Source organism: Aeromonas sp. R4-1 (genome assembly GCF_040908325.1).
Classification (GTDB): domain Bacteria; phylum Pseudomonadota; class Gammaproteobacteria; order Enterobacterales; family Aeromonadaceae; genus Aeromonas; species Aeromonas veronii.
Genome location: NZ_JBFODM010000056.1, coordinates 20,964 through 41,892, shown reverse-complemented (window position 1 = coordinate 41,892; position 20,929 = coordinate 20,964). Strand labels below are relative to the sequence as shown.

General features: G+C 60.3%; 20 protein-coding genes. 9 read left to right on the top strand and 11 right to left on the bottom strand.

Annotated elements, in window-relative coordinates; all coding sequences use genetic code 11:
* Positions 1-326: 326 nt before the first annotated feature.
* A complete protein-coding gene (locus AB5Y90_RS08995) occupies positions 327-953 on the top strand; it encodes a lysoplasmalogenase (RefSeq protein WP_005348507.1) in 627 nt (208 codons plus the stop codon).
* A 78-nt stretch (positions 954-1,031) separates the two neighbouring features.
* On the opposite strand, the gene AB5Y90_RS08990 is transcribed toward AB5Y90_RS08995, so the two are convergent.
* Positions 1,032-2,585: a DHA2 family efflux MFS transporter permease subunit gene (locus tag AB5Y90_RS08990; protein WP_100647039.1), complete on the bottom strand. Its 1,554-nt coding sequence runs from the start codon at positions 2,583-2,585 to the stop codon at positions 1,032-1,034.
* Positions 2,585-3,637, bottom strand: coding sequence for an HlyD family secretion protein (locus tag AB5Y90_RS08985; protein ID WP_108612463.1), 1,053 nt, complete (start codon positions 3,635-3,637; stop codon positions 2,585-2,587). The genes AB5Y90_RS08990 and AB5Y90_RS08985 overlap by 1 nt, the downstream gene beginning before the upstream one ends.
* Positions 3,638-3,733: 96 nt before the next feature.
* Between AB5Y90_RS08985 and AB5Y90_RS08980 the strand changes: the two genes are divergently transcribed.
* Positions 3,734-4,636 carry a LysR family transcriptional regulator gene (locus tag AB5Y90_RS08980; RefSeq protein WP_019444678.1) on the top strand — a complete coding sequence of 301 codons (903 nt, stop codon included), beginning with the start codon at positions 3,734-3,736 and terminating at the stop codon, positions 4,634-4,636.
* A 9-nt stretch (positions 4,637-4,645) separates the two neighbouring features.
* A complete protein-coding gene (locus AB5Y90_RS08975; protein WP_005339933.1) occupies positions 4,646-4,960 on the top strand; it encodes a DUF2007 domain-containing protein in 315 nt (104 codons plus the stop codon).
* 11 nt (positions 4,961-4,971) lie between these two features.
* Here the strand turns inward: AB5Y90_RS08975 and AB5Y90_RS08970 are convergent, their stop codons facing one another.
* Positions 4,972-6,255 (bottom strand): dicarboxylate/amino acid:cation symporter, encoded by a 1,284-nt coding sequence (locus AB5Y90_RS08970; RefSeq protein ID WP_106844114.1) that lies wholly within the window; start codon positions 6,253-6,255, stop codon positions 4,972-4,974.
* Positions 6,256-6,464: 209 nt separating this feature from the next.
* On the opposite strand from AB5Y90_RS08970, the gene AB5Y90_RS08965 reads away from it, so the two are divergent.
* The gene (locus AB5Y90_RS08965) at positions 6,465-6,710 is read left to right on the top strand and encodes a YecH family metal-binding protein (protein ID WP_005357633.1); all 246 of its coding nucleotides are present in this window, start codon (positions 6,465-6,467) and stop codon (positions 6,708-6,710) included.
* Positions 6,711-6,809: 99 nt separating this feature from the next.
* The gene (locus tag AB5Y90_RS08960) at positions 6,810-7,409 is read left to right on the top strand and encodes a YhgN family NAAT transporter (RefSeq protein WP_013724175.1); all 600 of its coding nucleotides are present in this window, start codon (positions 6,810-6,812) and stop codon (positions 7,407-7,409) included.
* A gap of 76 nt (positions 7,410-7,485) precedes the next feature.
* On the opposite strand, the gene AB5Y90_RS08955 is transcribed toward AB5Y90_RS08960, so the two are convergent.
* Complete coding sequence (locus AB5Y90_RS08955) at positions 7,486-8,454, bottom strand: LysR family transcriptional regulator (protein ID WP_005357635.1); 969 nt, start codon at positions 8,452-8,454, stop codon at positions 7,486-7,488.
* Positions 8,455-8,730: 276 nt separating this feature from the next.
* Between AB5Y90_RS08955 and tatA the strand changes: the two genes are divergently transcribed.
* The 3 genes from tatA to AB5Y90_RS08940 all read left to right on the top strand — a co-directional run bounded on the left by tatA (position 8,731) and on the right by AB5Y90_RS08940 (position 10,862).
* Positions 8,731-8,892: a twin-arginine translocase TatA/TatE family subunit gene (gene tatA, locus AB5Y90_RS08950; RefSeq protein ID WP_005339944.1), complete on the top strand. Its 162-nt coding sequence runs from the start codon at positions 8,731-8,733 to the stop codon at positions 8,890-8,892.
* A gap of 16 nt (positions 8,893-8,908) precedes the next feature.
* Positions 8,909-9,211, top strand: a complete 303-nt coding sequence (locus AB5Y90_RS08945) for a YfcZ/YiiS family protein (RefSeq protein ID WP_005339945.1) — start codon at positions 8,909-8,911, stop codon at positions 9,209-9,211.
* A 229-nt stretch (positions 9,212-9,440) separates the two neighbouring features.
* The gene (locus tag AB5Y90_RS08940) at positions 9,441-10,862 is read left to right on the top strand and encodes a lytic transglycosylase F (protein WP_307896886.1); all 1,422 of its coding nucleotides are present in this window, start codon (positions 9,441-9,443) and stop codon (positions 10,860-10,862) included.
* Here the strand turns inward: AB5Y90_RS08940 and AB5Y90_RS08935 are convergent.
* Positions 10,840-11,016, bottom strand: coding sequence for a hypothetical protein (locus AB5Y90_RS08935; RefSeq protein WP_005339947.1), 177 nt, complete (start codon positions 11,014-11,016; stop codon positions 10,840-10,842). The two genes, AB5Y90_RS08940 and AB5Y90_RS08935, sit on opposite strands and share 23 nt — an antisense overlap.
* Before the next feature lie 73 nt (positions 11,017-11,089).
* Between AB5Y90_RS08935 and AB5Y90_RS08930 the strand changes: the two genes are divergently transcribed.
* Positions 11,090-12,343 carry a phosphatidylserine/phosphatidylglycerophosphate/cardiolipin synthase family protein gene (locus AB5Y90_RS08930; RefSeq protein ID WP_307895692.1) on the top strand — a complete coding sequence of 418 codons (1,254 nt, stop codon included), beginning with the start codon at positions 11,090-11,092 and terminating at the stop codon, positions 12,341-12,343.
* A gap of 531 nt (positions 12,344-12,874) precedes the next feature.
* On the opposite strand, the gene AB5Y90_RS08925 is transcribed toward AB5Y90_RS08930, so the two are convergent.
* The 6 genes from AB5Y90_RS08925 to AB5Y90_RS08900 all read right to left on the bottom strand — a co-directional run bounded on the left by AB5Y90_RS08925 (position 12,875) and on the right by AB5Y90_RS08900 (position 20,921).
* Positions 12,875-15,430, bottom strand: a complete 2,556-nt coding sequence (locus AB5Y90_RS08925) for a TRAP transporter permease (RefSeq protein ID WP_307895691.1) — start codon at positions 15,428-15,430, stop codon at positions 12,875-12,877.
* Positions 15,431-15,533: 103 nt separating this feature from the next.
* Positions 15,534-16,505: a TAXI family TRAP transporter solute-binding subunit gene (locus AB5Y90_RS08920; protein ID WP_005339950.1), complete on the bottom strand. Its 972-nt coding sequence runs from the start codon at positions 16,503-16,505 to the stop codon at positions 15,534-15,536.
* A 415-nt stretch (positions 16,506-16,920) separates the two neighbouring features.
* On the bottom strand, positions 16,921-19,074 hold the full coding sequence (locus tag AB5Y90_RS08915; protein WP_368166822.1) for a S9 family peptidase: 2,154 nt from the start codon (positions 19,072-19,074) through the stop codon (positions 16,921-16,923).
* Between the two features lie 234 nt (positions 19,075-19,308).
* Entirely contained in the window at positions 19,309-19,740 is a 432-nt protein-coding gene (locus tag AB5Y90_RS08910; protein WP_069555177.1) for a DUF411 domain-containing protein, read from the bottom strand.
* Between the two features lie 46 nt (positions 19,741-19,786).
* The gene (locus AB5Y90_RS08905; RefSeq protein WP_236317214.1) at positions 19,787-20,110 is read right to left on the bottom strand and encodes a hypothetical protein; all 324 of its coding nucleotides are present in this window, start codon (positions 20,108-20,110) and stop codon (positions 19,787-19,789) included.
* Between the two features lie 88 nt (positions 20,111-20,198).
* Positions 20,199-20,921, bottom strand: coding sequence for an SDR family oxidoreductase (locus AB5Y90_RS08900; protein WP_110304166.1), 723 nt, complete (start codon positions 20,919-20,921; stop codon positions 20,199-20,201).
* Positions 20,922-20,929: the final 8 nt, after the last annotated feature.

Below are 20,929 nucleotides of genomic sequence, written 5' to 3'. Positions count from 1 at the left end.
TGGCTTGGCTCTGCTGTTGCTGCAACTGATCCAGTGCCTGTTGCTCCTGCTGGCTGAGACCCAGCTGTTCACAGGCCTGCTCAAAGCTGATCCCCAGATGGCACATCATGATATCGATGACGGGCAGATAGTTTTTCATAGCTTCTTCCATGGTGATCCTCCAGACCCGTCACTTATGCCCTGAACCACTCGGTGCGGCAATTAGACTTTAGGCTTAGTCTGTCCATTTGATAAGCACCCCTGCCACTGGGGGAGGGAATTTGTTACCCTGCACCATGATAAAAACGGTTGCCGTATGACTGCGAGCAACAGGTGAGGAGCAGGGCATGTTATTGAGTTTCTTGATCATCGCTTCAGGTTGGTGGCATATCCGTGCTGCCTATGGTTCAGACAGCCGCCAGTTCTATATCAGCAAGCCGCTGACCATGCTGCTTATCATCGCGTTGGCGTTCGGCTACCAGAGTTATGACCACGACGGTTCCCATGCCTGGATCCTGCTCGGCCTCTGCCTCTCGCTGGCGGGCGATGTGCTGCTGATGTTGCCAAGCGATCGCTTCATTCAGGGGTTGGCGGCATTTCTTGTCGCGCATCTCTGCTATATCGTCGGTTTTGCTCAGGGGCCGTTGTTGCTCAATCTGGTGGATGGTTTGCTGCTGTTGCTGATCGCTGGCATGGTTTTTGGCCTGCTGTGGGGCAAGCTGGGGGAGATGCGGATCCCGGTCTTCTGCTACATGCTGGTGATCATCGGCATGGCCTGGGTGGCCGCCGGTGCCTGGCACGCCTCTCTCACTGCCGGTTCTGCCGCCGCTCTGGTGGGGGCGCTGATGTTCCTCTTCTCCGACAGCATGCTGGCGCTCGATCGCTTCCGCCGCCCCTTTCCCCACGCCCGCGCCTGGGTGATGAGTAGCTACTTCGCGGCGCAATTCCTGATTGCAGGGTCGCTGGCGGGATAACGCCTTCTGGTTGAGTGCAGGTAACAGATAACGAAAAACGGGCATTGGCCCGTTTTTCGTTTTATGCCCGGCGTTTTTTCACGCCTCTATCGGCTCGGCATCCGCTGCCCGTGGGGCGGGGGATTTGAGCAACAGCATCAGGCCGCTGGCGATCAGCAAGAAGATCCCCATGATGTAAAACACCTGGTTGTAGGCCATGATGGCCGCTTCCCGGTTGATGGTGTTGGCGAGTATGGCGTGGGCTTGCTGCTGGGCAATCTCGGGGCCTGAACCCTGCGCCATCATGCTCTGGGCCAGTTGCAGCAGATAGTTTTGCCCCTCGATACTGCTGGCGGCCAGAGTGCTGCCAATTTGCAGCACATGGGTGCGGGTATCGTTATCGAGCAGGGTCGCGATGATGGCGATACCAAACGCACCACCGAGGTTGCGCAGCACGTTGAGCAGGGTCGAGGAGGAGGGGATCTCGTCGTGGCTCAGGCTGGCGGTGGCGACCAAGGAGAGCGGCACCATGATGAAGGGCTGCCCCAGCGCCCGCACGATGAGTGACTGGATCAGCTGCGGCCCGGCGTAGTCGGCACTCATGTTGACGTTCATAAAGCAGCTGACGGCGAAGATCAGGAAGCCGAAGCTCACCAGATAGCGGGGGTCTATCTTGTGGGTCAGTTTGGGCACCAGCGGCAGCACCAGCAGTTGCGGTAGTCCCATCCACATCAGGACTTCGCCGATTTCCAGCGCGTTGTAGTTGTGGATCTGGGTCATGTAGAGCGGCAACACATAGATAGATCCCATCAGCGCCATGCCGAGGATCAGATAGGCGAAGCAGGCCAGCGCGAAGCGCGGGTTGTGCAGCAGCCGCAGATTGACCAGCGGGTGACGGCGGATCAGCTGGCTGATGACGAAGAACACCAGCGCCACCGCCGAAATGACTGCCAGTCGCACGATGAAGCTTGAGCCGAACCAGTCTTCCCGGTTGCCTTCTTCCAGTACCACCTCCAGCAAGCCGAGGCCAAGCGCCATGGTGACAATCCCGATGAGATCCACCCGCTTGATCACGGCCCAGTCCACCGGTTTTTTATCCAGCCCGTGGGCCAGCATGGCCATCACCAGCAGTCCCGGCGGCACGTTGAGATAGAAGATGTAGTGCCACGACATCTGCTCGGTGAGCCAGCCACCGAGGGTCGGGCCGATGGCGGGGGCGAAAGTGGCGCAGAGGCCAAACAGCGCCATGCCGGTGGCCCGTTTCTGTAGCGGCAACAGGGTGACGATGAGGGAAAAGGCCATCGGGATCAGCGCCCCGCCAGTGAAGCCCTGCAGCGCCCGGAAGACGATCATACTGGTGAGGTTCCAGCTGAACGAGCAGAGCACGGAGGCGGCGATAAAGGCGCCGGTGGTCCAGAGCAGGTAGCGGCGCACACTCAGCCCCCGGCTCAACCAGCCACTCAGGGGGATGGCGATCATCTCCGCCACCAGATAGGAGGTGGAGATCCAGGAGCTCTCGCTCAGGGTGGCCGACAGGGCCCCCTGAATATCCTTCAGAGAGGCATTGGTGATCTGGATATCGAGGATGGCCATGAAGGCGCCGATAAGGCCCCCCATGACCGCGATCCAGTTGCGACGTGGAATGGGTTCCATCAGTTGGCAGCCACCACGGGCTCAGGAGTGCGGGTATCCACGATCACTTCGGTGGAGAGACCCGGCAGCAGCTTGCCTGCCAGCGGGCCCGGCTCGGGGATGCGGATCTTCACCGGCACCCGCTGCACGATTTTGGTGAAGTTGCCGGTAGCATTCTCCGGTGGCAGCAGGGCGAACTTGGCTCCGGTCGCCGGGGCCAGGCTGTCGATGATCCCTTCGACCGGTTGATCCGGGTAGGCATCGAGTACCACTTCGACCTTCTGGCCCGGCTGCATATGGGCAAGCTGGGTCTCCTTGAAGTTGGCCTCGACCCACACCTGTTGCAGCGGCACCAGGCTGGCGACCTGCATACCGGACTGGACGTAGAGCCCTTCCCGCAGGCTGCGCTTGCCTATGATGCCGTCGGCAGGCGCCCGCAGTTCGGTGTAGCCGAGCTCCAGCTTGGCCTGCTCCAGTTGTGCTTCGCTCAATGCCAGCTTGGCCAGATTCTGTTTGCGCTCGGCATCCAGTACCAGCAGTCGCTCACGGGCCGCCTGCAGGGCTGCTTGGGCCTCTCGGGCTTGCGCCTGATTGACCTGCAGGCCGGCACGCACCTCGTCCAGACTGTCTTGCGAGCTGTAGTGGCGCTGGTTGAGCTGACTGATCCGGTTGACCTGCTGGCTGGCGCGCAGCTGTTCGGCCTTGGCGGAGGCGACCTTGGCCTCGGCTTGCTGGATCAGGCTCAGTTGTTGGGTGCGGGTGGCGGCCAGATTTTCGGCCGTCGCCTGATTGAGGCGCAGGTCGGCTTCGGCCTCCGCGACCCTGGTTTTGTATTCGCGATCATCGAGCCGAGCGATCAGTTGGCCCGCTTTGACCGGCTGGTTGTCGGTGACCAGCACTTCGCGGATATAGCCGGGCAGCTTGGAGCTGATCCCGGTCACTTCACTTTGCAGATAGGCGTTGTCGGTGCTTTCAAAATAGCGGCCGTGAAGATACCAGTAACCGGCGAACAGCAGACCGAGCAGAGCCAGTATCATGGCTGCCAGCAGGGGAATTTTTTTGTGTTGACTCATTTTTGTGATTCCTGAACTTAAGGGGCGCAGGCTAACACTGGTCAACTGTTTCGATTAGTATTGGTTCACGAGATATACAGTTTCACTGGTGCAACAATGGATCTCAATGCCGCGTTAATTCTGGTGCGTATCGTCGACAAGGGCTCGTTTACGGGGGCTGCCCGCGAGCTGGGGATGACCAAGGCGATGGTCAGCCGCCGCATCGCCGAGCTTGAACAGCGGCTCGGAGTGCGTCTGCTCTATCGCTCCACTCGTCAGCTCACTTTGACCGAGGAGGGGGAGAAGTACTACCTGCACTGCAGCAAGGCGGTCGATGCCCTGACCGAAGCCGAGCTGATGCTGAGCGCCAGCCAGCAGGAGGTGACCGGCACCCTCAAGCTGGCGGTGCCTATCGAGACGGGGCAACTGGTGGTCGGGCGCTTGGTCGCCAAGTTTTTACAGGCCTATCCCGCCCTGCAGGTGGAGCTGGAGCTGACCAACCGGGTGGTGGATCCCATCAGCGAAGGGTTGGATGCGGTGGTGCGGATTGGCGACATGAGCGACTCCAATCTGGCGGCGCGCCGACTCTGGAGCACCGGGAGGCTGCTCTGTGCCAGCCCGGACTATCTGGCCCGTAGTCCGGTCATCGAGCGGCCGGAGGATCTGGCCAACCACGAGCGGGTGACGGTGAGCAGCGGGTTTCTCGCCTCTCACTGGTGTTTCGAGCTGGATGGCAGAGAGGTGCTGGTTGACCCCCCATCCCGTTTTCGGGTCAATAATATTACCTGTGCCCGGGAGGCGGCGAAGGCGGGGCTGGGGTTGGCCTCGTTACCCGCTATGCTCTGTCAGGATGAGCTGGCCAGCGGCGAGCTGGTGATCCTGTTGCCAGAGTGGCAGCAACCCAGGGTGCCGATTTATTTGCTGTTTCCGGAGCGGCAACTGATGCCGCGCAAGTTGCGGGCATTCATCGATTTCATGATTGAGAACGGTGCCGAGTTTGGCATCGACAAGTTGTTGTAAGGGGGAGCTATGGATAACTGGATCAATCTCTATCGCGCCTCACACACCCTGGAGGCGCACGCGTTGAAAGGGGCGCTGGAGGCGGAAGGGGTGCTGGTGCGCCTCAATGGCGAGGGGCTGTCGGGCGCCCTTGGCGAGCTGCCGGTCGACATGTTGCAGGTGACCCTGATGGTGCGGGCCGAGGATCGCAGCAAGGCAGGACGGGTCATCGAGCGTTACCAGCAGCGTCAGGGAAACGGCTGGCTGTGCGGCCAGTGCGGGGAGGAGAACGGCGCCAACTTCGACGTCTGCTGGCGCTGTCATCACGATCCCCACGACAGCTGATCTCTCTTCCGCTAGCGCGGCGGGAACTCGATATCTTCCCCTGCGCTGGCATCGTGATAGGTCGCCAGATCCAGCTCGTTTTCGCTGCGGGCGATCAGAACCGACACCAGAATATCCCCCGAAACATTGACCGTGGTGCGCGCCATGTCGAGGATCCGGTCAATGCCTGCAATCAGTGCCACCCCTTCCAGCGGCAAGCCCACCGCAGTCAGGGTCAGGGTCAGCAGCATCAACCCGGTGCCCGGGGTACCTGCCGTGCCGATACTGGCCAGGGTGGCGATGCTGATGATGGTCAGGTAATCGAGCATGTGCAGATCCACCCCGAATGCCTGAGCCACGAACAGCGCAGTCACTCCCTGATAGAGGGCGGTGCCATCCATGTTGATGGTGGCGCCGATGGGCAGCACCTTGGCGGTGATGGCGGGAGAGACTCCCAGCCGCTTCTCGGCGCAGGCCAGACTGATGGGCAGGGTGGAGTTGCTGGAGCTGCTGGTGAAGGCCACCGCCTGGGCATCAACGATGCTCTTGAAGTAGTGCAGCGGATTGAGCCGTGCCAGCAGGAGCAGCAGGGTGCTGTAGACCCCGAGCACGTGCAGCAGGCAGCCGAGGTAGACGGCGCCGATCACCTTGAGCAGCGGCAGCAGCAGATCGAGGCCGTACTTGCCGGTCATCCAGGCCATCAGGGCGCAGACACCGTAAGGGGCGAGCGCCATCACCATCTGGGTCAGCTTGAACATCCCTTCGGCCAGCGAGGTGAAGAAGAGGATGGCGGGGCGGCCACGGCGACCGCTGGCATTGAGGGCGACCGCCAGCGCCACCGCAAAGACGATCACTTGCAGGATCTTGCCATCCACCATCGCCTGTACCGGGTTGCTCGGCACCAGATGGCTCAGCACGCTGGCCAGGGTGGGTGGTTCCGACATGCCGATACGCTCATAGGGGCCCATGTCGGCGCCCATGCCGGGCTCCAGCAGCCAGCCCATCATCAGGCCGATGCAGATGGCGATGGCGGTCGAGCAGAAGTATAGGCAGATCGCCTTGCTGCCGATGCGATCGAGAGCCTTGCCCTTGAGCAGCGAGGTGAGACCGGCGATGACCGAGCAGAAAATGAGGGGCACCATCAGCATCTGGATGGTGTTGACGAACAGGACGCCAAGGGGCTTGAGCAGCAGGGCTTGCTCTTCAAAGCCGACGCCCAGACCCACCCCTGTCAGCATGCCGATCAGGGTCTTGAGCCAGAGTGGTCGGCGGGTCCAGATCTGCCAGGGCTTGAGAGCCTCTCCATGGAACAGCATGACGCCAATATCCTTATACATTGTCTGCGATGGCCAAAAAGGGGCGCCAGTGTAGCGATCCCTGACGCGGGTTGCCACATTATCGACAAAGCGGTGGCGGTGACCACTCCCCTGACCAGGAAATGCGCAATTTATTGGCCTATATCAAGATCCCTCCGGGCGGGGAGATATTTAATTGGCATTAAATATGTTCATTATTGAGGTGAGAGATGTCGCAATCGGTTCATGGTCATGAGGTGATGGAAATGATGTTGGCGCAAGGGGGGCAATTTACCCGTGCCAGCCTGAAACAGGCGATGGCCGAGCGGTTCGGTGCCGAGGCCCGTTTTCATACCTGCAGCGCCAGCGAGATGGATGCAGAAGCGCTGATCGACTTTCTGGCCGCCCGCGGCAAATTCATCGACTCGGCCGAAGGTTTCCAGACCCGCGCCGACAAGATCTGCAACCACGGTTAATCCCGCTGCGAGCGCATCATGGCGCTCGCTCAATTCTTCGCCCTTTGCTATATTTCGCCCCCTCTCTTTTCCCTATTCAGGGCGTAGCCCGGGCGTTGTATGGATACTTTCTCTGCCGCAGTCATGCTGTTTCTGATCATGGACCCGCTGGGCAACCTGCCGGTCTTCCTCTCTATCCTGCGTCATATCGATCCCAAGCGACGTCGCAAGGTGATGGTGCGCGAGCTGCTCTTCTCGCTGGCCATCATGATGCTGTTCCTGTTCGTCGGTCAGCAGATCCTCGGCTTCCTCAACCTGCGGCAGGAGGCGGTCAGCATTGCGGGGGGGATCATCCTGTTCCTGATCGCCATCAAGATGATCTTCCCAAGTGAGGGGGGCGTGACCGGGCTGGCGGCGGGCGAGGAGCCCTTCCTGGTGCCGATGGCGATCCCGATGATTGCCGGCCCCTCGATCCTCGCTTCTTTGATGCTGCTGGCCAATCAGGAGCCGACCCGGATGGTGGACTGGTCGCTGGCACTCTTTCTGGCCTGGGCTGCCAGCGCGGTGATCCTGATGTTCTACGAGGTATTCAACAAGTTGCTGGGTGAGCGGGGACTCACTGCGGTGGAGCGGCTGATGGGTATGCTGCTGGTGATGATCTCGGTCCAGATGCTGCTGGACGGGGTACATCACTATCTGGCGGTGACCGGCCAGGGCTGAGTGGTTTACATCTTGAAGTGAATGAAACGGGGCTACGCAGAGCCCCGTTCTTTTTTGTTGCCGAGAAGGCGTGCCGTCACCCGTGAGTGGTCGCAGCGGGTTCCAGTTTGCTCATGATGAGGGAGAGCAGCAGCTCCCGCAGCCAGCGGTGGCCCGGATCCTCGCTGTGACGCTGATGCCAGATGAGCAGATGGGAGATGCTGTCCAACCCGATGGGCAGCGGCAGCTGCAACAGCGGATAGACCTGGGTAGCGTGGCGGGCGTAGAGCCTGGAGAGGGTCACTATCATGTCGGAGTGCATCCCCATCCGCAGCGCCGCCTCGAAGGAGGGCACGGTTGCCTCGATACGCCGGTAGAGATCCTGCTCTGCCAGCTTGTGATCCAGCATCCAGCGGTCCCGCCCCTCGCAGTAAGTCTGTACATGGGGATAGCTGAGGTAGTGCTCCAGATTCCAGTTGGGCTCCCGCAGCGCGGGGTGGTGCTGCTGCACCAGACAAGTGAGGTCATCGACCGCCAGTACTCGCTGACAGATGCTGTCGGGCAGGGTATCGAGCCGATAATCGGAGCTGATGCAGTTCTCCCGCACCGCGAAGGCAATGTCCACCTGTCCCTGACTCATCTCGGTCAGACTGTTCTCGGTCCACTCCTCGTAACGCAAGCGGATCCGTGGTGCCTGCCGCTTCAGCTCGCTCAGGTAGAGCGGGGCAAACAGGGTAAAGGCGCTGTCCATGCTGGCGATGACGAACTCCCGCTCCGAGCTGGCGGGGTCAAACTCGGGCGGCTGGATCAGGTTGTCCAGCGACAACAGGATGGGTTGCAACTGTTGTTGCAGCGCAAGGGCGCGGCCGGTGGGTTCCAGCCCGTAGGCAGAGCGGATGAAGAGGGGATCATTGAAGGTATCGCGCAGACGGCCGAGGGCTTTGCTGACCGCGGACTGGCTTAGATGAAGGCGGCGTGCCGCCTTGCTGCCGTTGCGCTCCTCCAGCAGTACCTGCAGGATAATCAGCAAATTGAGGTCGATACGACCCAGTTGTTCCAGCAGCATGATATGAATCCTCTTCAATTCTAAGATGAATTTATACCATTTGTTTTCATATCTTGGCGATCTTATCCTCGAATGGTCTCAGGTTCGCATGAACCACTGGTACAGGATGTAGCGGTTGAGGGGACATGTAGCACAATCAATATGGCGACCTTTGGGTCGCCCTATTTTTTGGCTATGATTTATTTGCTCACTTGCACCTGCCTTGATTTTGCCCAACAATCCCTGCGCTCTATTTTGATACAAGTAACAGATATCTCTTTGTGAGGGAGTATCCCTATGGGACTCGGTGGAATTCATATCTGGCATATGTTGATCCTCTTGCTGGTCGTTGTGCTGGTCTTCGGCAGCAAGCGTCTTGCCAGTGCAGGTGAGGATCTGGGTACCGCCATCAAAGATTTTCGCAAGGCGATGCGTGACGACGCAAATCATCCGAAATAAGCAGTAGGAGTAGAAAATGTCTGTAGACGAGAAAGTTGAACTGAACGAAACCTGTGACAGCTGTGGCTGTTTTGCCGAGATCGGCACCATCATCGGCGAAGGCGACGATGTGATGGATCTGGTGATTGAAGCCGCTGCCGAGGCGGATGCCCGCGCCAAGCTGGCTGCCTATGAAGCACTGGCCAAACAGGTCACTGCCGAAGCTCAAGTGAGCAGCGAACTGACCCAGGGCGCCAACGGCGTGATCCTGAAAGCCCGCCTGCAATTCACCTGCACCGCTGAAAAACTGATTTTCGAAATGCGGGCCCGCTCTATCTGAGTTGTCTGATAACGCGGCAGGTTTGCCTGCCGTGTTGACCCTTCTGCTGTGGGTCGGCGTTCTATAGTTACTCTATCCCACAGACGTTTTTGCCCGGCGCGAGTCGGCCAACAGAAGGCGTAAACATCATGACGCAGCGATGGATCTCTGCTCCCAATCCCACCCTCTATCGTGATCCGTGCTGCCAACAGGCAGCGGGCGTGACCTCAGCACAGGGGCAGCCATCGTGATGCGACGCTGGATCTGGGCTCTGCTGGCCCTCTGCTGTTTTCCCCTGCTCGCGGCTGAACTCAAGCCACAGCGTCTGCCCCAACCCGGGGATCTCGAAAGCATTCTGCAAAAGCGCGAACTCAGGGCTCTGGTGGTCTATGAGCGCGGCTTCTATTTTCTCGATCGCGGCGCCCAGTACGGCATTCTGGTCAATCAGTTGCAAGGGTTCGAGCGCTGGCTGAACAAGACCTATCTCGCCAAAGAGAAGGTCAAACTCAAGGTGGTCTACATCCCGGTGCGGCAGGACAAGCTGCTGGACTATCTGACCGAGGGGCGTGGCGATCTGGTGGCGGCAACCATGACGGTGACCCCGACCCGGCGTGAACAGGTGGCCTTCTCCCGGCCGCTCATTTCATCCATAGAGGAGTGGGTGGTGAGCCAGCAGAGCCTGCCCGCCTTCAGTCGTATTACCCAGCTCTCCGGCAGGCGGGTCTGGGTGCGCGCCAGCTCCAGCTACTACGAGAGTCTGCGCCAGCTCAACTGGCTGTTTCGCGAGCTGGGGCTGCCCCCCGTCTATATCGAGACGGTGCCCGAATATCTGCAGGATGGTGATCTGCTGGAGATGGTAGCCGCCGGCATTATTCCCTTGACGGTGACTGACAGCTACAAGGGACGGATCTGGCTGGGTGGCATGATCTCCGGCCTCAAGGCCCACAAGTTGATCCCCCTGCGCAGCAACGGCACCAGCGCCTGGGCGCTGCACAAGAACAGCCCCGAGCTGCTCAAGGCGGTCAATGGCTATCTGGCGAGTGTCAGCCGCAACAGCCTCTACAGCGACATGACCCTGCGTCGGTTGCTGGTTCGCAGCGATCAGATGAGCAATATCCTGGCGCCGGACCCCATGGGGCGCCTCGCGACCATTCGCAAAGTGCTGGAGAAGTACGCCAATCAATACGATCTCGACTGGCTGATGCTGGCGGCGCTCGGCTACAAGGAGTCCGGCCTCAATCCCAAGGCGCGCTCGCCCAAGGGGGCCGTGGGCCTCATGCAGCTGCTGCCCAGTACAGGGCGGGAAGTCGGCATCAACGGCGCCAGACTCACCACGCTGGAGGGAAATGTGGAGGCCGCCTGCCGCTACATGCGGTTGATCCTCGATACCTACTTCAATGATCCCAAGCTGGATCGGCTCAACCGCCACCTGTTTGCCCTCGCCGCCTACAACGCCGGGCCGAACCGGGTGCAGGCGCTGCGAGGCAAGGCGGAGAAACTGGGGCTCGATCCCAACGTCTGGTTCGGCAACGTGGATCAGCTGGTAGCCAACGAAGTCGGACAGGGGCCGATCAACTATGTCGGCACCATCTACAAGTACTACGTGGCCTATCGTTTCAGCCTGCCCCAGATCGAGGGCAAGGCTGCCGCTATCGAAGCGGCTCAGCCCTGAGCCGGTTGACCGGCAGGGTCGCCTGCACGGTCGGCAATTGCCAGCCACCGTCCCTGTGTTGCAAAAACCAGTGAGCAGGGCCGGTGGCCGGGATGAGATCTGGCTGGCTGAGCTGGCCCAGATAGCGCAACATCGGGGTATCATGCAGTTCCATCAGCAACTCCTTTTGAATATGTGAAGAGGCTCGCCAGCGTTATGACACCCGGCCATGACAGCAGGATGACACCATGATCCCCGGATCCTTTGCCCTGATCGACGATCCCCAGCTGGCGCTCAAGGTGCGTTGCCACTGGATCCGCCATGCCCGCGAGCGGATCCAGGCGCAGTACTACAGCTGGGAGGAGGACAGCAGCGGCAAGCTGCTGCTGAGCGAGCTGCTCCACGCCGCCCGGCGCGGCGTCAAGGTGCAGCTGCTGGTGGATGATCTCTATGCCGGTGACAACCGCTTTCTGGAGATGGTGGCTCACTATCCGGGGATCGAGGTGCGGCTGTTCAACCCCTTCTGGCTGCGGGGCTGGCGCCCGCTGGCACTGCTGCTGGAGGGGCTGCTCAGCTTTCGCCGCATCAACCACCGGATGCACAACAAGCTGCTGCTGGTGGATGGCAAGCTGGCGCTGATCGGCGGGCGCAACATCGGTGATCGCTACTTCGGTCTGGATCCGCAGGCTCCCTTCGTGGATCTCGATCTCGCCTGTCAGGGGGGACTGTGCCAGCAGATGGCACAGGGGTTTGAGCAGTTCTGGCACAGCCGCTGGAGTCACCCCATCCGCCATCTGCTGCGCCGCGAGCTGCTGCCCGCTGAAATAGAGGTGGTCAACGACTTCTTATTCACCATGACGGATCTGGCGGTGGCCACGGTCTACGATCTGCCTGCGGCGCTGTTTGACGAGAGCGATGTGCCGCTGCAGTGGCACGAGGGGCGGGCCGAGGTGTGGTTCGACCGTCCCGGCAAGGGGCTTATCTCCCGTCCCACCACTGCCCGTCAGCTCTGGCGCCAGCTGGCTGACAATCCCGGCTCGCTGGGGTTGGTGACCCCTTACCTCATCCTTACTCGCGGGTTCCGGCACCGTCTGGCGCGGCTGCGCCAGCAGGGGATCGCCATCGACATTCTCACCAACTCGCTGGCCAGCACCGATGTGCCGCTGGTCTATGGCGCCTACCAACGTTATCTCGGCTGGTTGCTGCGGCGCGGGATCCGGGTCGCCGAGTTTGACCATGGCCACGGCAGCCTGCACGCCAAGCTGATCCTGCTGGGGGAGGATCGGGCGCTGTTTGGCAGCCTCAACCTCGATCCCCGCTCGCTGTTTCTCAATACCGAGCTGATGCTGCATCTGCACTGCCCGCCGATCTGCGAGGCGCTGCGAATGTGGCTGGCTCGCTGGCAGAAGCAGGCGGGTGGATTGCCGCGCAAACCCGAGGGGTGGTCAAGGCGACTGATAGCCCGCCTTAGCGACTGGTTGCCCCTGCGCCGTTGGCTGTGAGGCGGCCATTTTTTGTGCGAGATATCGCAAAACCTTGTAAGTCATTGCTGATGCCCTTTGCGGGTGAATAACCAATCATGAATCTATCTTGCTGTTTTATAACAATTTAGTGGTGATGATAAGGCTGTTTTTTGTACTCTGATGTGAATGGAATGGGCATAAAAACGTTTTTTATTTTGTTTTTATGCGTAATATTTCAGTTGCAAGGACAAACACGGTGGCTTGTCTGCCGTGTGGACGAAGGTTGTAACGGGTAGCTGGCCAGTTGCATCGCTGCAATTGGCGCGCACTTCAGGTGGGTCGCGAACTATCGGAAAGTGAAACAGAGACCCGGTGTGGCCGGACTCCAATATGGAACATGCTATTTGCGAGGGGGTGACATGGACATGTCACCCCACTTTTTTGGCCGCTCGCCACCGTTTACCTTTTCCATGACTGTTGCTCATCGCAAGAGCCGCAGAGCGCAAGGCAATAACAAGGCAATAAAAAGAGGGCCGCAATAGCGGCCCTCTGTCTCATCTGCCCGGTAGATTAACCGGCCTTGATGCTGCGGCGACGCTGCAGCCAGACGATCACCCCGAACAGCAGGAAGCCCGGGATCCACATCCACTCCTTGGTCCAGCGCTCGGTCGGCGCCTTGACGGTGAGGATCTCCTGATCGAACTCCAGTCCCATGGTGGCGGCCGGGCTGCCAAAGGCGACGTTGTCGATCAGCGTCTTGCCATCCTGCTCATAGAGGCTCAGCCCCAGATTGGCCAGCCGCTCTTCGCCATTTGCCCCATCCGGTACGGCGACCAGCAGGGTGAACTTGCGCGGTTTGCCCACTGCATCTTCACCGAGGATCCGCAGCCGCAGGGTGCTCTCCGCTTCCACTTCACCCATGGTTTGGGCCAGCTGGGCAGGCGGGGTCTCGCGATAGGGGTCGTGCAACATGTCCATCCAGAAACCCGGGCGGAACAGGGTAAAGGCGACCAGCAACAGCAGCACGCTCTCGTACCAGCGGCTCTTCACCAGGAACCAGCCCTGAGTGGCGGCGGCGAAGATCAGCATGGCGATGGTCGCCACGATGAAGATCAGCACCCCGTGGGCGAAGTCCACGTCGATCAGCAGCAGATCGGTGTTGAAGATAAACAGGAACGGCAGCGCCGCGGTACGCAGGCTGTAGTAAAACGCCGTGATCCCGGTCTTGATGGGGTCGCCCTTGGAGACAGCCGCTGCCGCAAAGGAGGCCAGCCCCACCGGCGGCGTCACATCCGCCATGATGCCGAAGTAGAAGACGAACAGGTGCACCGCGATCAGCGGCACGATCAGCCCGTTTTGCTGCCCCAGCGTCACCACCACTGGCGCCAGCAGGCTGGAGACGACGATGTAGTTGGCAGTAGTGGGCAGCCCCATGCCGAGGATCAGGCTCAGCAGGGCGGTGAGCAGCAGCATCAGCAGCAGGTTGCCCATGGAGAGGAACTCCACCAGATCAGCCAGCACCAGACCAACCCCGGTCTGGGAGACCGCACCCACGATAATCCCCGCGGTGGCGGTGGCAATGCCGATACCGATCATGTTGCGGGCACCGGCGACCAGCCCTTCCCGCAGATCCACCACGCCGTCAGCGACGGTGCCGTAGTCGTGCTTGCCGTCCTTGCGCAGCCAGTTGAGCAGCGGGCGCTGGGTCAGCAGGATGATCACCAGCATCACGGTACCCCAGAAGGCCGACAGCCCCGGCGAGAGGCGTTCCACCATCAGGCACCATACCAGTACTACCACCGGCAGCAGGAAGTGTAGGCCGGAGAGCAGCACGGCGCGGGTGTTGGGCAACTCGGTGAGCGGCTTGTCGGGATCTTCGGCAGGCAGTGGTTCATTGCTGGCGGCGATCTTCAACAGGGCCACATAGGTGGCAGCCAGCAGTACCGAGATCCCCGGCAGTGCGTAGTCACCCAGCGCAGGTTTGAGCCAGCCGAGGCCATAGTAGACCGCCAGTGACAGGCCGCTGATGAGGGCCGCGCCAAAGGCAAAACCGGTCAGGCGACGCAGCCAGGGTTTGGGTTGATGGTTGCCGATGGGCTGCATGCCCAGTTTCAGCGCCTCCAGATGGACGATGTAGAGCAGCGCTATGTAGGAGATGGCGGCAGGCAGGAAGGCGTGCTTGATGATCTCCACATAGGGGATACCCACGTATTCGACCATCAGGAAAGCCGCAGCCCCCATCACGGGTGGCATGATCTGGCCGTTGACCGAGGAGGCCACTTCGACCGCCCCCGCTTTCTCTGAACTGAAGCCTACCTTCTTCATCATCGGGATGGTGAAGGTGCCGGTGGTCACCACGTTGGCAATCGACGAGCCGGAGATCAGGCCGGTCAGGCCGGAGGCGACCACTGCCGCCTTGGCCGGGCCGCCGCGCAGGTGACCGAGCAGGCTGAAGGCGAGCTGGATAAAGTAGTGACCGGCACCGGCACGCTCCAGCAGAGCGCCGAACAGCACGAACAGGAACACGAAGCTGGTGGAGACGCCAAGGGCGATGCCGAATACCCCTTCGGTGGTGATCCACTGGTGGTTGGCCAGCGCGGTAAAGCCTACTCCGCGGTGTGCCAGCAGTCCCGGCATCCAGGGGCCCGCCAAGCTGTAGATCAGAAAGACGATGGCGATGACTGCCAGTGCTGGCCCCAGGGCGCGGCGCGCCGCTTCCAGCAGCAGCGGAATGCCGATGCAGGCGGTTACCAGATCGGCGGTGGTGAGGGTGCCGGGACGCAGTGCCAGTGCTTCATACATCACGAACAGGTAAGAGGCGGCGCCAGCAGCGATCAGGCCGAGGGCGATATCACCGAGGGGTACCCGATCCCGCGGCGAGGAGCGAAATGCCGGGAACACCAGAAAAGCGAGCAACAGAGCAAAGGTGAGGTGAATGGAGCGGGTTTCGGTGTCATTGAGTACGCCAAACCCCACCATGAAGGGGAGTGGCGAAGCGATCCAGAGCTGGAACAGGGACCAGGCCAGCGCCAGTGCTGTGATGAGCCAGCCCATGATGCCCAGCGGCAGGCGAGCGCCCACATCCTGGGCGATCAGTTCCTCGGTAGAGAGTTGTTTATCTTGCATAGGGTTAACTTGTGCCAACGAGTACAACAAGAGCGACACCCGCCCCCGCAATCAGGCGGCAGACGGGTGTCGAAGAGAGTGACAAAGGCCCCGGGGCCTTCAATCAGAGCCAGCCGCGCTCTTTGTAGTAGCGGGCAGCCCCTTCATGCAGCGGTGCAGAGAGACCTACCTTGATCATGTCGGCCTCTTTCAGGTCGGCAAAGGCAGGGTGCAGGCGCTTGAAGCGATCCAGGTTGTCGAACACCGACTTGACCAGCTGATAGACCACTTCCGGATCGGTTTTGGCGCTGGTGGAGAGCACCGCTTTGCCACCGATGGAGGGGGTCGGCTTGTCGCTGCCCTTGTAGATGCCGCCCGGGATCTCGGCCTTGCTGTAGTAGCTCTTCTCGGCCAGCAGCTTGTCGATGTCGGCGCCGGTCACAGGTACCAGTACTGCATCTGTGGTGGTGGAAGCTTCCTGAATGGCGCCGTTCGGGTGACCGACGAAGTAGCTCATGGCGTCGATGTTGTTGTCACCGAGGGCGGAGGCCTGTTCGGCTGGCTTCAGCTCGGAGACCAGACCGAAGTCACCCTTCTTCCAGCCTTTGACCGCCATGATCTCTTCCATGGTGTCACGCTGGCCGGAGCCCGGGTTGCCGATGTTGACGCGCTTGCCCTTCAGATCGTCGAAGCTGGCGATCTTGGCATCGCGGCGAGCCAGGATGGTGAACACCTCGCTCTGCAGGGAGAAGACGGCGCGCATGTCGTCCATAGCCCCTTCGGCCTGGAACGGTGGCAGCCCCTTCATCGCCTTGAACTGGTGGTCGGATTGCATGATACCGAAGTTGAATTCACCGCTGCGGATGCCGTTGACGTTGGCAACACCACCGCCACTGGCCGGGGCGTTGCACTTGATCTGGTGATCGGCGGCGCCGCGATTGAGGAAGCGGCAGATGGACTGGCCAGCGACATAGTAGACGCCGGTCTGACCGCCGGTGCCTATGGTCACGAAGCGCTCCTGCGCTTGTACCGGACCACCGAATGAAACACCGACCAGAGCCGCCGACAGGGCGCATGCCAAAGTTAATCCTTTCATTTTTTCTCCCTTTTCTTTGATTTTGTTTATCCGATCCCCGGATAAATTGATGGCAATCCCGTTCTGCGCCGGGCTTGCCTGCTCTTCTCGTTGCGCGAAAGCGGGGGAGTTGATTCCCCCCCTTTTCCGGCAGTCACCCTCATCCTGTGGTGAGGCTACCGACCTCCTGTCGGTCGAAGATAAATTGGCCCCTGAGGGGCCAAATAAAAAGTTGCAAGCACTCCGATTAAGCACATTCACCCAACATAAATCAAACGAAATGGCAAAATCACGGAGTTTAATCTTGAGAAACATGACCTCGATCATTCATTTTCTAGCCGAAGATTAATTTGATATGAAGGGAAATGGAAGAGGGAAAAACTAGGGTGGGATTCTTATGCGGCCCTTGAATGACAAGGGCCGGAGTCATGAGAGATCAGTTGGCCGGGGTGGCCAGATCCAGGATAAAGGCGTATTCCAGCGCGATATCCTCGTAGGCTTTGAAGCGGCCCGACTTGCCGCCGTGGCCGGCGTCCATGTCGGTGTTCAGTAACAACTTGTTATCATCTGTCTTCAGTTCGCGCAGCTTGGCGACCCACTTGGCGGGCTCCCAATACTGCACTTGCGAGTCGTGCAGTCCGGTGGTGACCAGCAGGTTGGGGTAGGCTTGCGCCTTCACCTGATCGTAGGGGCTGTAGCTCTTCATGTAGTCGTAGTAGCGCTTCTGGTTCGGGTTGCCCCACTCGTCATACTCCCCGGTGGTGAGGGGGATCGACTCGTCCAGCATGGTGGTGACCACATCGACAAACGGTACCTGCGCCACCACGCCGCGATAGAGTTCGGGCGCCTGATTGATGACGGCCCCCATCAGCAGGCCGCCGGCGCTGCCGCCCATGGCGTAGACCTGATCCCTGGCACCGTAGCCTTGCTCAACCAGCGCCTTGGTGACATCGATAAAGTCATTGAAAGTGTTCTGCTTTTTCAGCAATTTGCCATCTTCGTACCAGTGACGGCCCAGCTCTTCACCACCCCGGATATGGGCGATGGCGTAGACGAAGCCTCTGTCCAGAAGGCTCAGGCGCGAGCTGCTGAAGTCGGGATCCATGCTGGCGCCGTAGGATCCATAGCCATAGACCAGCAGCGGATTCTTGGGCGCATCGGCCTGCTCTTTCTTGAACTTGTCCTTGCGATAGACCAGCGACACTGGCACCGATACGCCGTCGCGGGCGGTCACCCAGAGTCGCTCGCTGGCGTACTGGTCGGCCTTGAAGCCGGCCACCGGTTGCTGCTTGAGCAGGGTGCGCTTGCCGCTCGCCATGTCCAGCTCATAGGTGGAGGCGGGGGTGGTCATGGAGGAGTAGCCATAGCGCAGGGCGCTGGTATCCGGCTCCGGGTTGTAGGCGAGCCAGGTGACATAGGCGGGATCGTCGAAGGCGATCTCCTTCTCGTCACCGCTCTGCCAGTTGATCTGGCGCAGTCGGGTCAGCCCCTTGTTGCGCTCTTCCAATACCAGCCAATCCTTGAACAGGGCGTAGCTCTCCAGCAGCACCTCCGGATTGGGGGCGATCACCGCCTTCCAGCGATCGACCGGGCTCTCCTTGGTCTCGTAGAGGCCGAAGTTCTTGCCGTCCTTGTTGGAACGCACATAGAAGCGGCCGCGGTAGTGATCCAGGCTGTATTCGTGATCCACCTGACGGGGCAGGAACAGGCGTGGGGCGTGCTCCGGCTGGTTGGCATCGATCAGCCGTGCTTCGCCGGTAGTCGTGCTGGAGAGCGCGATGACGATGAAATCTTCCGAGGTGGTGGCGTAGAGGCTGACGTAGAAGGAGTCATCCTTCTCTTCATAGACCAGCTTGTCCGTGGCCGGATCCGTCCCGAGCGTATGGCGATAGACCTGATAGGGCAGCAGGGTCTGCGGGTGCTTGCGCACATAGAAGACGGTCTTGTTGTCGTTGGCCCACACCAGATTGCCGGAGGTATTTTCCAGTTTGTCGGTGGCCCACTGGCCGCTCTCCAGATCGAGGAACTGGATCTGGTACTGACGGCGGGAGAGGAAATCTTCCGCCACCGCCAGCCAGCGGTTGTTGCGGCTCACCTCAAGGGCGCCGAGGGCATAGAACTCGTGCCCTTCAGCCCGCAGGTTGCTGTCGAGCAGCAGACTCGCCTGCTCTTCACCGAGCCTGGTGCGCGAGTAGATCCCGTACTCCTTGCCCGGCTCATAGCGGGTCTGGTAGCGGTAGCCGTTCTTCACATAGGGTACCGACTCATCCTGCTGGGGGATGCGGGCGACCATCTCTTTGTAAAGCTGTTCGCGCAGGGGCTGGGTCGGCTTGAGCATGGCCTCGGTATAGGCGTTCTCGGCCTTGAGATAGTCCAATACCTCGGGCTTCTGCCGCTCGTCGTCACGCAGCCAGTAGTAGTTGTCGATGCGGGTACCCCCGTGTTTTTTCAGAGTGCGGGGATGTTTGGCGGCCACGGGCGGCTGGATTGGATGTTCGCTTGTCAGCATGGCGGGCTCTTCATTGGCATAAGTGGGGGGGAGAACTGTCAGAAAGGCTAGCAGCAGAACTCCTCGGGAAAAGGTAAACATGTCGCATCCTTGGCGCTGGAAAGGGTTGGTAGACCTGAGCATCGGCTCCATGAATTGGCGTTAAATCTGCCCCTTGTTGCCGGTGGTTGCAAGCAATCCCTTGTTATTGCAGGAAATGTAATCAAAAAAAGCCGCTATCTCGTGATAGCGGCCCTCTTTCTGGCCATGAGCGGCAAGAGTCCGCTCAGGTGTGCCTCACATGATATGGGAGTGCCCTCTCATGGCCAGTTTTCGTCAGCCGGGGTAGCTCGACCAGCGGTTGGTCGCGCCCTCGTTGCTGATACTCAGTACCTCATAGGGATGGCCCGGAATATCCATGCCCGGCGCACTCTGGGGCATGCCCGGAATGGTCAGGCCACGGATCGCCGGTTTTTCCCTGAGCAGCTTCTGCACATCGGCGGCCGGTACATGCCCCTCGATCACATAGCCATTTACGATACCGGTATGGCAAGAGGCCAGTTCCGGCGCGATACCGTATTGCTGCTTCACTGCGCCGAGCTGCTCGGTTTCGATGACCTCCAGTTCGAAGCCATTCTGCTCCATGTGCTCGTTCCAGCTTTGGCAGCAGCCACAATATTTGGATTTGTAGACGGTCATCTTCTCGGCCGCGAGAGCCGAAAAGCTGACGGTACCGGCCAGCATGGCCAGTAACAGGGATTTGTACATCACTCACCTCAGATTGAAAGAAAAGATGCCCGATACGGGATGCGTTTCAGATCTGGATGCGTGGGGGACGTTCGAGCCGCTCGCACGGAGCGTCCGGCATAAAGAGAGAGGGGGAGGCGAAGTCGGGGGTATCCGGTTCCAGTATGGCGACCGTCAGGCTGTCGCTGCCTACCAGCGTCATCGAGAGGGCGGTGGTAAAGCTGCCGCAGGGCATCGCTTTTTCCAGGGTACGCTCGCTCTGGCTGCAGTGGGTAGTCAGGGTACAGAGGTCGGTTGCGGCCCGGCTGCCAAACGACATCAACACCAGCACCAGACTCCACAAGGGGAGCCAGCGACGGGCGTGAGCGAGTTGGCGACGGGTGAGAACCATGGAATGACTCGGAAAAAACAAGGGGCACATGGTAACCCTGTGCCCCGGGGGAGGGTCAAGCCCTCCCCATGGTGTCAGTCAGCCAGGATTAAGGTTGCTGACGGGTCGCCGCCAGCACGATCTCGCGCACACAGACGTTGGCAGGCTGGTTCCAGGCGTAGAGTACGGCATCGGCGATCACTTCCGGCGCAATGACGCCACCCATCTGATCTTTCCAGTCGTGGTAACCGGCCTTGATGCTCTCGTCAGTGGTGTGGCTGAGCAGCTCGGTCTCGACCGCACCCGGGGCAATGGTCACCATCCGCACGCCGACATCGGCCACCTCTTCCCGGATGTTCTCGGTCAGGGCGTGCACGGCGAACTTGGTGGCGCAGTAGGCAGCATGGTTCGGGAAGGTCTTGCGGCCTGCGATGGAACTGATGTTGATGATGGTGCCGCTGCGGCGCTCCTTCATGCCTGCCAGCACTGCGTGGACGCCGTTCAGCACCCCCATCACGTTGATGTTGAGCATCTGTTGCCACTCGGCGGGATCCTGCACATCTGCCTGACCAAGCAGCATGACACCTGCGTTGTTGACCATGCAGCCGACCGGGCCAAATTTGGCTTCTGCCTGCTGGACGGCGGCCTTCATGGCAGCGGTGTCGGTCACATCGACCCCGATGCAGAGGGTATCGGGCAGGTTCAGCGCCTGCATCGGCTCGACCCGGCGGGCCAGCAGCAGCAGCGGATGACCGGCAGCAGAGAAGGCACGGGCAATGGCGGCACCGATCCCGGCAGAGGCACCGGTGATCACGACGAGAGCTTTGGACATGATTGTTT

Excerpts from the sequence above, each read along its gene's own strand:
- AB5Y90_RS08995 (WP_005348507.1), top strand. The coding sequence starts at position 327 with ATGTTATTGAGTTTCTTGATCATCGCTTCAGGTTGGTGGCATATCCGT.
- AB5Y90_RS08990 (WP_100647039.1), bottom strand. The coding sequence starts at position 2,585 with ATGGAACCCATTCCACGTCGCAACTGGATCGCGGTCATGGGGGGCCTT.
- AB5Y90_RS08985 (WP_108612463.1), bottom strand. The coding sequence starts at position 3,637 with ATGAGTCAACACAAAAAAATTCCCCTGCTGGCAGCCATGATACTGGCT.
- AB5Y90_RS08980 (WP_019444678.1), top strand. The coding sequence starts at position 3,734 with ATGGATCTCAATGCCGCGTTAATTCTGGTGCGTATCGTCGACAAGGGC.
- AB5Y90_RS08975 (WP_005339933.1), top strand. The coding sequence starts at position 4,646 with ATGGATAACTGGATCAATCTCTATCGCGCCTCACACACCCTGGAGGCG.
- AB5Y90_RS08970 (WP_106844114.1), bottom strand. The coding sequence starts at position 6,255 with ATGCTGTTCCATGGAGAGGCTCTCAAGCCCTGGCAGATCTGGACCCGC.
- AB5Y90_RS08965 (WP_005357633.1), top strand. The coding sequence starts at position 6,465 with ATGTCGCAATCGGTTCATGGTCATGAGGTGATGGAAATGATGTTGGCG.
- AB5Y90_RS08960 (WP_013724175.1), top strand. The coding sequence starts at position 6,810 with ATGGATACTTTCTCTGCCGCAGTCATGCTGTTTCTGATCATGGACCCG.
- AB5Y90_RS08955 (WP_005357635.1), bottom strand. The coding sequence starts at position 8,454 with ATGCTGCTGGAACAACTGGGTCGTATCGACCTCAATTTGCTGATTATC.
- tatA (WP_005339944.1), top strand. The coding sequence starts at position 8,731 with ATGGGACTCGGTGGAATTCATATCTGGCATATGTTGATCCTCTTGCTG.
- AB5Y90_RS08945 (WP_005339945.1), top strand. The coding sequence starts at position 8,909 with ATGTCTGTAGACGAGAAAGTTGAACTGAACGAAACCTGTGACAGCTGT.
- AB5Y90_RS08940 (WP_307896886.1), top strand. The coding sequence starts at position 9,441 with ATGCGACGCTGGATCTGGGCTCTGCTGGCCCTCTGCTGTTTTCCCCTG.
- AB5Y90_RS08935 (WP_005339947.1), bottom strand. The coding sequence starts at position 11,016 with ATGGAACTGCATGATACCCCGATGTTGCGCTATCTGGGCCAGCTCAGC.
- AB5Y90_RS08930 (WP_307895692.1), top strand. The coding sequence starts at position 11,090 with ATGATCCCCGGATCCTTTGCCCTGATCGACGATCCCCAGCTGGCGCTC.
- AB5Y90_RS08925 (WP_307895691.1), bottom strand. The coding sequence starts at position 15,430 with ATGCAAGATAAACAACTCTCTACCGAGGAACTGATCGCCCAGGATGTG.
- AB5Y90_RS08920 (WP_005339950.1), bottom strand. The coding sequence starts at position 16,505 with ATGAAAGGATTAACTTTGGCATGCGCCCTGTCGGCGGCTCTGGTCGGT.
- AB5Y90_RS08915 (WP_368166822.1), bottom strand. The coding sequence starts at position 19,074 with ATGTTTACCTTTTCCCGAGGAGTTCTGCTGCTAGCCTTTCTGACAGTT.
- AB5Y90_RS08910 (WP_069555177.1), bottom strand. The coding sequence starts at position 19,740 with ATGTACAAATCCCTGTTACTGGCCATGCTGGCCGGTACCGTCAGCTTT.
- AB5Y90_RS08905 (WP_236317214.1), bottom strand. The coding sequence starts at position 20,110 with ATGGTTCTCACCCGTCGCCAACTCGCTCACGCCCGTCGCTGGCTCCCC.
- AB5Y90_RS08900 (WP_110304166.1), bottom strand. The coding sequence starts at position 20,921 with ATGTCCAAAGCTCTCGTCGTGATCACCGGTGCCTCTGCCGGGATCGGT.